Origin of the sequence: Streptomyces sp. B5E4 (assembly GCF_039871555.1) — a bacterium.
Taxonomy (GTDB): domain Bacteria; phylum Actinomycetota; class Actinomycetes; order Streptomycetales; family Streptomycetaceae; genus Streptomyces.
The window spans coordinates 16218-28234 of sequence record NZ_JBDPMI010000005.1 but is presented as its reverse complement, the minus strand read 5'-3'; the positions used below and the strand labels follow the sequence as shown (position 1 = coordinate 28234).

Below are 12017 nucleotides of genomic sequence, written 5' to 3'. Positions count from 1 at the left end.
CGGCGCCGGCCGGAACGCGGGTCGCTTTCACCCGTTTCCCTCCGTTGCCCCCTCGCCTCGCGCGTGGCTACGGTCCGCTGATGACGGACATGACGCGACGCACGATCCTGGGCACGGCCGGCGCACTCGGCGCCGGCGCGGCACTCGTCGGCGGGCAGGCGCACGCCCGTAGCGTGACGGCCGGAGGCGGCACGGCGGCGGTCGCGGGCGGGGGGTTCGACGTGGCGGCGGCGAGCGAGGCGCTGGCGCGGCTGCTGCCCGACCACGCCGGGCAGTTCGCGCTCACCGCCCTCGACGGCGAGGAGCGGTTCACCGTACGCGGCCGGGCCGGCCGGATCGAGGTCGGCGGCACCAGCCCCGCGGTGCTCCTCACCGGCGTGCACTGGTACCTGAAGTACACCTGCCGTGCCGTCGTCTCCTGGTCCGGCAGCCAGACCCGGCTCCCCCGCCGCCTCCCCGCGCCCGCCGCGCCCGTGGAGCGCCGCGCCACCGTCCCGGCCCGGTTCGCGCTCAACGACACGCACGACGGCTACACCGGCCCGTACCACGACTGGGCGCGCTGGGAGCGGTTCCTCGACGTGCTCGCCCTGCACGGCTGCAACCAGGTCCTCGTCACCCCCGGCACCGAGGCCGTCTACCACCGGCTGCTCCAGGACTTCGGCTACTCCGACGCCGAGGCCCGCGCCTGGCTGCCCGCCCCCAGCCACCAGCCGTGGTGGCTGCTGCAGAACATGAGCGACTACGGCGGCCCGGTCTCCCCCGCGCTGCTGGCCGAGCGCACCGAACTCGGCCGCCGCATCACGGCCCGCATGCGGGAGCTGGGCATGTCCCCCGTCCTGCCGGGCTACTTCGGCACCGTCCCCGGCGGCTTCGCCGACCGCAACCCCGGCGCCCGCACCGTCCCCCAGGGCACCTGGGCGGGCCTGCCCCGCCCCGACTGGCTGGACCCGCGCACCGACGTCTTCCGCGAGGTCGCCGCCGCGTTCTACCGCCACCAGGAAGAGCTGTTCGGGCCCGTACGGCACCTGAAGATGGACCTGCTGCACGAGGGCGGCGACCCCGGCGACGTCCCCGTGCCGGAGGCCGCGCGCGCCGTCGAGACCGCGCTGCAGACCGCCCGCCCCGGCGCGACGTGGGTCATCCTCGGCTGGCAGGAGAACCCGCGGCGCGCCCTGCTCGACGGCCTCGCCCACCCCGACCGGATGCTCGTCGTCGACGGGCTGTCCGACCTGGAGCGGGTCACCGACCGCGAGGCGGACTGGGGCGGCGTGCCGTACGCCTTCGGCACCATCCCCAACTTCGGCGGGCGCACGACGATCGGCGCCAAGACCCACATGTGGGCGGAGCGGTTCGCCGCCTGGCGGGACAAGCCGGGCAGCGCGTGCGTGGGCACCGCGTACATGCCGGAGGCCGCCGAGCGCGACCCGGCGGCGCTGGAACTCTTCAGCGAGCTGGCGTGGCGGGCCGAGCCGGTGGACCGGAAGGAGTGGTTCGACGAGTACGCGGCCGTGCGCTACGGCGGTGCGGACGCATCGGCGCGCGCGGCGTTCGCGGCGCTGCGCGAGACGGCGTACGCGATCTCCAGCGCCGACGGCCGCCCGCACGACTCGATCTTCGCCGCCCGTCCGTCGCTGGACGCCCGCTCGGGCGCGTACTACGCGACCAAGACGCCGGCCTTCGACCTCGCCGAGTTCGACAAGGCGTTCGGCGCGCTGCTGGCCGTCGCCCCGGCGCTGCGCGCCTCCGACGCGTACCGGCACGACCTCGTCGACCTCGCCCGGCAGGCGCTCGCGAGCCGGTCGCGGGTGCTGCTGCCGCAGCTCAAGGCGGCGTACGAGCGGGAGGACGCGACCACCTTCCGCACACTGTCCGACCTGTGGCTGAAGCTGATGGCCCTCAGCGACGAGACCACCGGCGCGCACCGCGCGTTCCTCCTCGGCCCGTGGCTCGCCGACGCCCGCCGGATGGCCGCCGACGACGCGGAGGCCGCGCTGCTGGAGCGCACCGCTCGGGTCCTCGTCACCACCTGGGCCGATCGCCCCACGGCCGACGGCGGGCACCTCGCGGACTACGCGAACCGCGACTGGTCCGGGCTGATCCGCGACTTCCACGCGCCGCGCTGGCGCGCCTACTTGGAGGAGTTGCAGGACGCGCTGGCGGCGGGGCGGGAGCCGGAGCCCTTCGACTGGTACGCGGTCGAGGACCCCTGGACACGGCAGCGCAACCACTACCCCGAGCGCCCGTCCGGCAACGCGCACACCCTCGCGCGCCGCGTCCACGAGGTGCTGGCCACGGCCCCGTACCAGGGCGTCGTCACGGCCGTCGCCGATCCCCCCGCGCTGGCGCCGGGCGGGACGGGGCGGCTGACGGCCGGGTTCCGCAACATGTGCGGGCTGGCCGCCACCGGCGCGGTGGAGCTGGAGCTGACGGGCCTGGACGCCGCCCCGCCGGGGGCGGTCTCCCTGCCGGCCGTGCCGGCGGCGGGGCGGGCGGAGCACGCGTGGGAGGTGCGGGCGCCCGCCGGACCGCCCGCGGAGCCGCTGACGCCGCTGGCGTACGAGGTGCGCACGGCGTACGGCATGGCGGGGCAGGCCCCGGTGACGGTGCACACGCCGGGCACCCTGTTCGTCGCCGGGCCGCTGGACGACAGCCTCGCCACGGTCACCACGAACGCCGCCGTCTTCGGCCAACTCGGCGACCGCTGGGCGGTCGACGGGGGCGGGGCCGACATGTGGAAGGCGACGGCGGAGTTCGGCGCGGCCTTCCGGCCGGGGGCGCTGGCCTCCGGCGGCACGGTGACGCTGACGGTCGACGCACAGGCGGCGACGGGTCCGTGGGCGCGGGCGGGCATCGTCGCCCGCAACGACCTGCGGACGGCGGGCGCGGCCGGGTTCCTCAACCTGGCGGTGACCCCGGCGAACGGCGTGGTGCTGTCCTACGACTCGAACGGCGACGGCACGCTGGACACGTACCGCCGGATCACGGGCGTCACGGCACCGGTCACGCTGCGGCTGACCCGGGCGGGGGAGACGTTCACGGGCGCGTGCTCCACGGACTCCGGGGCGACGTGGCGCACCGTGGCGACGGTCACGGTGCCGGGGACGGCGGGGACGCAGGACGCGGGGCTGTTCATGTCGGCGGCGGCGGGCGTGCGCGGGACGGTGGGGTTCAGCGGGTGGACGAGCGGGTGAGGGCCGGCCGGGCGCCGCGGCGGGGTGACCATCTGAGGATTCACTCGTTCAACCCAACGTGGATCAGCAGGCCGTCACCGCCCGGGGCGCCGCGAAGCCGCCACCGCCCGCGGACCCCCTCCCCTCACCCGTCGACGTCGAACAGGCCGAGGCCGCCGTCGTCGAGCACTACGCGCACCTGACACGGCTGGCGTATCTGCTGCTGCCGGCGGAGGACGACCGCGGCAGGCGGGTGCTGGCGGCCCACGGCCTGGTGCAGCGCTCGCTGCCGCGGGGGCGTACGGCGCCGGGGGCACCGGGTGGCGGGGTGCCGGGGGGCGAAGTGCCGGGCCGGCGGGCCCCCGGGAGCGGCGCGGACGGCGGCGCGGGTCGGGGTCCCGGGCCGGCGGGTGGTGCGTACGCGGCCGAGGTGCGGTTCGGGCCCGGTGCGCCGTGGCGGAGCGGAGGCGACGTCGGGGCCGGGTACGCGTACGTGCGGCTGCGGATCGTGCGGGCCGCGCTCGACGCCGGGCGGCCCCGCGGCCGGCTCCGGCTGCCGCGCGCCGGCGGGCTGCCGAGCCCGCTGCCGCGGCTCTGGGGGCTGCGGCTCCACCCGCGCCCGGGCGGCTCCGACGAACTGGCCCTCGACCGCGCCCTCGCGGCGCTCCCCGCGCCGGCCCGCGCCGCGTACGTGCTGCGCGGCCTCGAAGCGCTGCCCGACTCCGCCGTGCGCCGGCTCCTCGTGGCGGCCGGTGCCGAGGACCCCGGGGCCGCGCTCGCCGCCGCCGACGGCGTCGCGGAGCCGCCCGGCAGCGCGGAGCGGCGGCTGCTGTTCTCCCCCGAGTTCGACCCCTGTTCGCTGCAGGCCCGCCCCACCGACCTGCTGCGGCGCCGCCAGCACACCCGCGCCGCGCTCGCCGCCGTCGCGGCCCTCGCCGCCGTCGTCGCCCTGCTCGGCGTCCCCGGCACCGGGGGCGGCACGGACGACGCGGCGGCGGCCCCGTACGCCCGCAACGCCTTCGCCGAACAGGCCCTCGACCCGGCGCGGCTCGCCGTCGCGGGCCGCGACGACTGGCAGGGCGCCGACCGCGCCGACTTCGCCGTCTGGCCCGCCCGCGGCGCCCGTACCCGCGACGCCGCGCTGCTGCGCCGGGCGCTGGCCGTCTGGGCCCGGCCGGGCGAGTCCGTACGGGTCTCCGCGACGCCCGGCACCCCCGCCGGGCCGCCCGCGGGACCGCCGCGGCTGCTGTACGCGGGGGACGTCGACCGGGCGACCGTCGTCCTCTTCCACGACGGCCTGCGGCTGGTGCGGTACGCGGAGGTGCGGGACGAACCGGGCGCCGCGGTGCTGGACTTCGCCCGCGCCGACGGGGCGGACGCGGCGAGCGCGCTGGCCGTCGTCGTCGGCCGCACGGACGGCAACGTGCGCTATCTGACCGCCCCGTGGGTCTCCGGCGTCTCGCTGCGCGAGCTGCTGGACCCGGCGGCGGAGCCGCAACGGGTCGGCCGTGACACGGACGGCGTCACCGCCCCCGTCCCCCGCACCCCGCTCCCCGCCACCGCCCCCGCGGAACCCGGCGAGCCGGACGAACACGGCCACGGGCCGGACGCCGGCGGGGACCCGGCCGGCAGGGGGGCGCCCGGCGAAAAGGCGGACGACGCGGCGACGACCGACGCACCCGCCGCGGAAACCCCGGACGACGGCACCCCCGAAGCCACCCCCGAAGGCGGCCCGGCCGGCACCGGCCGGTCCTGCACCACCTGGCCCGCCCTGGAGCTGCGCACCCGCCCCTCCGCCGGCACCGGTGCTCCCGCCCAGCTCACGACCGACCTCGGCGAGATGGTGCCGGCCAGGCTGACGTACGGGCCCCCGGCCGCCGCCACGGACATCGCCGGCGCCGCGGCCCGCGACCGCTGGGCCCGTACCGCCTGCCACCTCGCCGCGCTCCGCGCCCACGGCGTCCGGTCCGTGAACTCCTGGACCTTCGCCGGCCAGCCGCTGCCCGAGGCGGGCGGCACCGCCGCCTGGGTGTGCACCCGCGCCGACACCTGGCGTGGGTGGGGCGGGGTGGCCCTGGCGCAGTTCCAGCCGCCGGCGGCCGACCCGCCGCAGCAGGGCGCGGTGGCGGCCCGCGCGCGGGACACGACGGCGTGTGGCGTACGGGCGCCGCACGCGCTGGCGGGCGTGCTGTGGAAGGCGCGCTCGGGCAGGTGGTACGTGCTGGCGGCGGGCAGCCGCGATGTCGCCTCGGTCACCGCCTCGGGCGGTGTCACCGGCGCGGCGGAGGGCCGGTTCCTGGCCACGGCGGCCGACCGCGGCGCCCGCGCCAGGCTGACCGCGACCCTCGCCGACGGCACCACACTCCGCCCCCCGTCCTGACCTCCGCCCCACCCGGCAGCCGCCCCTCGCCCGCCACCCCCGCCCCGGGGGTGCGAAACGCGGTGGAAACTCCCTACCGTGATACTGAGGGCTCGCGCCCGCGCCACCGAGTCACCTGCGAGGATGTGGACCATGGAGAAGCAGCAGGAGTTCGTGCTCCGGACCCTGGAGGAGCGCGACATCCGGTTCGTGCGGCTGTGGTTCACCGACGTGCTGGGCTTCCTGAAGTCCGTCGCCGTCGCCCCCGCCGAGCTTGAGCAGGCGTTCGACGAGGGCATCGGCTTCGACGGCTCGGCCATCGAGGGCTTCGCCCGGGTGCACGAGTCGGACATGCTCGCCAAGCCCGACCCCGGCACGTTCCAGGTGCTGCCCTGGCGCGCGGAGACGCCCGGTACGGCACGGATGTTCTGCGACATCCTCATGCCCGGCGGCTCGCCGTCCTTCGCCGATCCGCGGTACGTGCTGAAGCGGATCCTCGCCAAGACCTCCGACCTGGGCTTCACTTTCTACACCCACCCCGAGATCGAGTTCTTCCTCCTCAAGGAGAAGCCGGTCGACGGCAGCCGCCCGGTGCCCGCGGACAGCTCGGGGTACTTCGACCACACCCCGCAGAACGTCGGCATGGACTTCCGCCGGCAGGCGATCACGATGCTGGAGTCGATGGGCATCTCGGTGGAGTTCTCGCACCACGAGGGCGCGCCGGGCCAGCAGGAGATCGACCTGCGCTACGCGGACGCGCTGGCCACCGCCGACAACATCATGACGTTCCGGCTGATCATGAAGCAGGTGGCGCTGGAGCAGGGCGTGCAGGCGACGTTCATGCCGAAGCCGTTCTCCGAGTACCCGGGCTCCGGGATGCACACGCACCTGTCGCTCTTCGAGGGCGACCGCAACGCCTTCCACGAGTCGGGCTCGGAGTTCCAGCTCTCGAAGGTCGGCCGCTCCTTCATCGCCGGGCTGCTGCGGCACGCCGCGGAGGTGTCCGCGGTGACGAACCAGTGGGTGAACTCGTACAAGCGCATCTGGGGCGGCTCCCAGCGCACCGCGGGCGCCGGCGGTGAGGCGCCCTCGTACATCTGCTGGGGCCACAACAACCGCTCCGCCCTCGTCCGCGTCCCGCTCTACAAGCCGGGCAAGACGGGCTCCACCCGCATCGAGGTCCGCTCCATCGACTCCGGCTGCAACCCCTATCTGGCCTACGCGATGCTCCTGGCCGCCGGTCTGAAGGGCATCGAGGAGGGCTACGAGCTGCCGCCGGGCGCCGAGGACGACGTGTGGGCGCTGACGGACGCGGAGCGGCGCGCGATGGGCATCGAGCCGCTGCCGCAGAACCTCGGCGAGGCGATCGGGCTGATGGAGCGCAGCGAGATCTGCGCGGAGACGCTCGGCGAGCACGTCTTCGACTTCTTCCTGCGCAACAAGAAACAGGAGTGGGAGGAGTACCGCTCGGAGGTCACGGCCTTCGAGCTGCGCAAGAGCCTCCCCGTGCTCTAGGGCACGCGCCGCCCGCCGTTCCGCTACGCCCTCCGCCTCTCGCGCCGTTCGAGGCGCCACGGGTTGAGGTTGTCGGCGCGGTGAGCTATGCATGAGTTATGCATGAAACGGCCGAGACCCGGACCGCGAACCTCCTCGGCGCCGCCGCGCTCGCCGTGGCCGACCGTATGACCGCCGCCGCCGCGGCGGCCGCCGGTGTGAGCGTCAGCGGCACCGCCGCGCTGGTCACGCTGCGGGGCGCGGAGGGCATCGGGGTCACAGAACTGGGGCGGCGCATCGGGCTGAGCCAGCCCGCGTGCGCCCGGATGCTCGACCAACTCGAAGGCCGCGGGCTGGTCGAGCGCGAGCGGGGCGGCGGGCGGGGGGTGCCGCTGCGGCTCACCGACGCCGGGGTCGCCGCCGCCGCGCGGGCGGAGGCGGCGCGCCGGGACGGGCTGCGCCGGGTGCTCGCGGGGCTCCCCGCGAAGCAGGCCGCGGGGCTGACGGAGGCGCTGGAACTGCTGCTCACCGAGGTGTACGCGGACGTCGGCTCGGAGGACATGCTGTGCCGGCTCTGCGACCGCGGCGCCTGCCTGGCCGCGGGCCACGTGTGCCCTGTCGGGCAGGCCGCACGCGCCGGGCGGGATGGCCGCGGTGGGTGAGTTGCTCGCGTTGTCGTCCGCCGTCAGCTTCGGCCTCACGCACTTCGTCGCCGGGCTCGCCGCCCGGCGCACGGCGGGGGTGACGGTCGCCCTGTACGCGCAGGTGTGCGGCACGGCGGTGAGCGTGACCGCCGCGCTCGCCGCACCGGGTACGGGCAACCTGGATGCGGCCGGGCTGGGCTGGGGCGCGCTGTCCGGCGTGGGCACCGGCGTGGGGGTGGCGTTCCTCTACCGCGCACTGGCCAAGGGGGCGATGAGCGTCGTGGTGCCGGTCAGCGACGTGACGGCCGTGGCCGTTCCGGTCGTCATCGGCATCGGCCTCCTCGGCGAACGCCCGGCCGCGGCCGCCTTCGCGGGCATCGCCGCGGCGTTTCCCGCGCTGTGGCTGGTCTCGCGCGGCCCGGACCGGCAGGCAGGGGACGCGGGGCGGGAGAGCCACGCGGTTCCGGTGCGGAGGGGAGAGGAACGGGATCCGGCCCTGATCGCCCGCCGGCCGCACGGATCCGCCTCGGTGGACGCGGTGATCGCCGGGGCCGGGTTCGCCACGCACTTCGTGGCCGTCGCCCGTATGCCCCAGGAGGGCGACCTGTGGGCCATCACCGTCAGCCGGGCCGTGTCGGTCGCCGTCGTCGCGATCACCGTGCGGGGCGACCGGGCGCCGTGGCGGCTGCCGCGGCATTGCGCGCCGCACGTGGCCGCCGCCGGTGTGCTCGGCACCCTCGCCACCGTCCTCTACCTCTTCGCGGCCCGCGCGGAGTTGATGGCCGTCGCCACCGTGCTCGCCGCCCTCTACCCGGCGATCCCGGTGCTGCTGGCCCTGCTCGTGCTCAGGGAGCGGCTGACGCTGCGGCAGTCGGCCGGGCTGGTGTGCGCGGGCGCGGCGATCGGGCTGATCGCGATGGCGTGAGCCGGCCGGCGGCAGGGACGGGGCGCTCCGCTTCGCGCCCCGGCGGCCGTCCCCGCGGCGAGGCCGTCGTCGTAAGCTCGTAGCCCGGCGCGATCACACGACGGGAGGCGGTGCGCGCGATGGCGGTTCCGCAGGGGCGCAGGAGCAGTGCGTTCACCCGGCTGCTGCGGTACGGGTTCGGGGAGCCGGCCGCCGCCGGGCGGCTGCTGGAGTCCCCGGCGCTCGACGGCGTACGCGACGATCCGGTGCTGCTCGACGCGCTGGGCGGCACCGCGGATCCGGACCGGGCGCTGCTCGGTCTGGTGCGGCTCGCGGAGGCACTGGGGCCGGAGCGGCGGCAGGCGCTGCTCGACACGCTGGTGGCCGCCAAGCCGCTGCGCGACCGGCTGCTGGGGGTGCTCGGCGCGTCGGAGGCGCTGGGGGACCATCTGGCGCGGCATCCGGACGACTGGGAGTCGCTGGTCACCTACGAGGCGGCCGATCTGCACCCGATGACCGCCGAGTTCGAGCAGGCGCTCGCCGAGGGCGTGTGGGGCCCGCGGGGCGCGGAGCTGCCGCGGGCCGACGCGCTGCGCATGGCGTACCGGCGGGCGCTGCTGGGGATCGCCGCCCGGGACGTCTGCGGGACGACCGACGTGGTGCAGGCGGCGGCGGAGCTGGCGGATCTGGCGACGGCGACGCTGCGGGCGGCCCTGGAGATCGCCTGCGAGGAGCAGCCCGAGGACGCCGCGCTGTGCCGGCTGGCGGTGATCGGGATGGGCAAGTGCGGCGGGCGGGAGCTGAACTACGTCTCGGACGTCGACGTCATCTTCGTCGCCGAGCCGCGCGAGGACGGCCCGGGCGGCGGCCAGGGGGCGGAGCCCGCCGACGAGCGCGCCGCGATGCAGGCCGCCACCCGGCTCGCCGCCCGCCTCATGCGCGTCTGCTCCGACACCACCGCCGAGGGCACCATCTGGCCCGTCGACGCCAACCTCCGTCCCGAGGGCCGCAACGGCCCGCTCGTGCGCACCCTCTCCTCCCACCTCGCCTACTACCAGCGCTGGGCGAAGACCTGGGAGTTCCAGGCCCTGCTGAAGGCCCGCCCGGTCGCGGGCGACCCGGAGCTGGGCGCGGCGTACGCGGACGCCATCGCGCCGATGGTGTGGCAGGCGGCGGAGCGCGCGAACTTCGTCTCCGACGTGCAGCAGATGCGCCGCCGGGTGGTGGCGAACATCCCGGCGGCCCAGCTCGACCGGGAGCTGAAGCTGGGCCCCGGCGGGCTGCGGGACGTGGAGTTCGCGGTGCAGTTGCTGCAGCTCGTGCACGGTCGCGCCGACGCCTCGCTGCGCAGCGGCACCACCCTGGACGCGCTGGCCGCGCTCGCCGCCGGCGGGTACGTGGGCCGCGCCGACGCCGCCGCGCTGGACGACGCGTACCGCTTCCTGCGCTCGCTCGAACACCGCATCCAGCTCCAGAAGCTCCGCCGTACGCACCTGGTGCCGGAGGGCGAGCACGAGTTGCGCGCGCTCGGCCGCTCGCTGGCGCGGCTGCTGCCCGACGCGGACCGCGGCGACCCGGTGTCGCAGTTGCGCAAGGCGTGGCGGCGGCACTCCTTCGAGGTGCGGCGACTGCACGAGAAGCTGTTCTACCGCCCGCTGCTCGACGCCGTCGCCCGGCTCGCGCCCGGGGAGGTGCGGCTGACGCCGGACGCGGCCCGGGAGCGGCTGGTCGCCCTCGGGTACGAGGACCCGGCGGCGGCGCTGCGCCATCTGGAGGCGCTGACGTCGGGGATGAGCCGGAAGGCGGCGATCCAGCGGACGCTGCTGCCGGTGCTGCTGGGCTGGTTCGGCGACTCGGCCGACCCGGACGCGGGGCTGCTGAACTTCCGCAAGGTCTCGGACGCGCTGGGCAGCACGCCCTGGTATCTGCGGCTGCTGCGCGACGAGGGCGCGGCGGCGGAGAACCTGGCGCGGGTGCTGTCCTCGGGCCGGCTCGCCCCCGACCTGCTGCTGCGGGCGCCGGAGGCGGTGGCGCTGCTCGGCGACGAGCAGGGGCTGCGGCCGCGCGGGCGGGCGAACCTGGAGCAGGAGACCCTGGCGGCCGTGGGCCGGCACACGGACCCGGAGGCGGCGGTGGCGGCGGCCCGCGGGGTACGGCGGCGGGAGCTGTTCCGTACCGCGGCGGCGGACCTCATCACGGCGTACGGGGCGCACACGGCGTCCGGCGAGGAGGACGAGGAGGGCGCCGGAGACGCGCGGGAACACGACGGGGACGAGCACGCCCGTATCGCCGCCACCGTCGACGGCACCGGCGACGCGCTCAGCGACCTCAACGCCGCCACCGTCGCCGGCGCCCTGCGCGCCGCGACCGCCGCCCGCTGGGGCGACACGCTGCCGACGCGCTTCACGGTGATCGGCATGGGCCGCTTCGGCGGCCACGAGCTGGGCTACGGCTCGGACGCCGACGTGCTCTTCGTGCACGAGCCGCGCGACGGCGTCTCCGACGAGGAGGCGGGCGCGGCGGCGTTCGCCGTCGCCAACGAGCTGCGCCGGCTGCTGCAACTGCCCAGCGCCGACCCGCCGCTGCTGGTCGACGCCGACCTGCGTCCCGAGGGCAAGTCGGGGCCGCTGGTGCGCACCCTCGCCTCGTACGCGGCGTACTACCGGCGCTGGTCGCTGACCTGGGAGAGCCACGCGCTGCTGCGCGCCGAGCCGGTCGCGGGCGACGCGGGCCTCGGCGTGCGGTTCACGGAACTGATCGACCCACTGCGCTACCCGGCGGGCGGGCTCGACGAGGACGCCGTACGCGAGATCCGGCGGCTGAAGGCGCGGATGGAGGCGGAGCGGCTGCCGCGCGGCGCGGACCCGGCGCTGCACGCCAAGCTGGGGCGCGGCGGGCTGGCGGACGTGGAGTGGACGGTGCAGTTGCTGCAGTTGCAGCACGCGCGCGAGGTGCCCGCGCTGCGGACGACCCGCACCCGCGCGGCGCTGGCCGCGGCGCTGGACGCGGGGCTGCTGGACGCGGAGGACGCGCGGATACTGGACGACGCCTGGCTGCTGGCGACGCGGCTGCGCAACGCGGTGATGCTCGTCCGCGGCCGGCCCGGCGACACCTTCCCCGCCGCCGAGCGCGAACTCGGCGCGGTGGCACGCTACTTCGGCTACGGCCCGGGGCAGGCCGGGGAGCTGCCGGAGGAGTACCGGCGGACGACGCGGCGGGCACGCGCGGTCGTGGAGCGGCTCTTCTACGGCGACTGAGGACGCCGGACGGAGACCGCACGCCCGCCCGGCCCGCCACCGGACGCACCGCCGGACGCACCGCCGGACGCACCGCCTGACGCATCGCCGGACGCACCGCCGCGCCGATTCGTCCGGACGAGGGACGGTTCGGCGGTCCGTTCGTAGCATGGCGCACTGTTCGTGCGATTTGCCCTTTTTCTTTTCGTG

6 protein-coding genes are annotated in these 12017 nt (G+C 76.5%); all 6 read left to right on the top strand.

What is annotated here, in order from left to right:
- The first annotated feature begins 80 nt into the window (after positions 1-80).
- The 6 genes from ABGA99_RS08905 to ABGA99_RS08880 all read left to right on the top strand — a co-directional run bounded on the left by ABGA99_RS08905 (position 81) and on the right by ABGA99_RS08880 (position 11828).
- Positions 81-3191 carry an alpha-N-acetylglucosaminidase gene (locus tag ABGA99_RS08905; RefSeq protein WP_347575350.1) on the top strand — a complete coding sequence of 1037 codons (3111 nt, stop codon included), beginning with the start codon at positions 81-83 and terminating at the stop codon, positions 3189-3191.
- A 58-nt stretch (positions 3192-3249) separates the two neighbouring features.
- Positions 3250-5550 (top strand): hypothetical protein, encoded by a 2301-nt coding sequence (locus tag ABGA99_RS08900; RefSeq protein ID WP_347575349.1) that lies wholly within the window; start codon positions 3250-3252, stop codon positions 5548-5550.
- 132 nt (positions 5551-5682) lie between these two features.
- Positions 5683-7044, top strand: a complete 1362-nt coding sequence (locus ABGA99_RS08895) for a glutamine synthetase family protein (protein WP_347575348.1) — start codon at positions 5683-5685, stop codon at positions 7042-7044.
- A 98-nt stretch (positions 7045-7142) separates the two neighbouring features.
- A complete protein-coding gene (locus ABGA99_RS08890; protein WP_347575347.1) occupies positions 7143-7685 on the top strand; it encodes a MarR family transcriptional regulator in 543 nt (180 codons plus the stop codon).
- Positions 7678-8592 (top strand): EamA family transporter, encoded by a 915-nt coding sequence (locus tag ABGA99_RS08885; RefSeq protein WP_347575346.1) that lies wholly within the window; start codon positions 7678-7680, stop codon positions 8590-8592. Before ABGA99_RS08890 ends, ABGA99_RS08885 begins: the two co-directional genes overlap by 8 nt.
- A gap of 119 nt (positions 8593-8711) precedes the next feature.
- On the top strand, positions 8712-11828 hold the full coding sequence (locus tag ABGA99_RS08880; RefSeq protein ID WP_347575345.1) for a bifunctional [glutamine synthetase] adenylyltransferase/[glutamine synthetase]-adenylyl-L-tyrosine phosphorylase: 3117 nt from the start codon (positions 8712-8714) through the stop codon (positions 11826-11828).
- Positions 11829-12017: the final 189 nt, after the last annotated feature.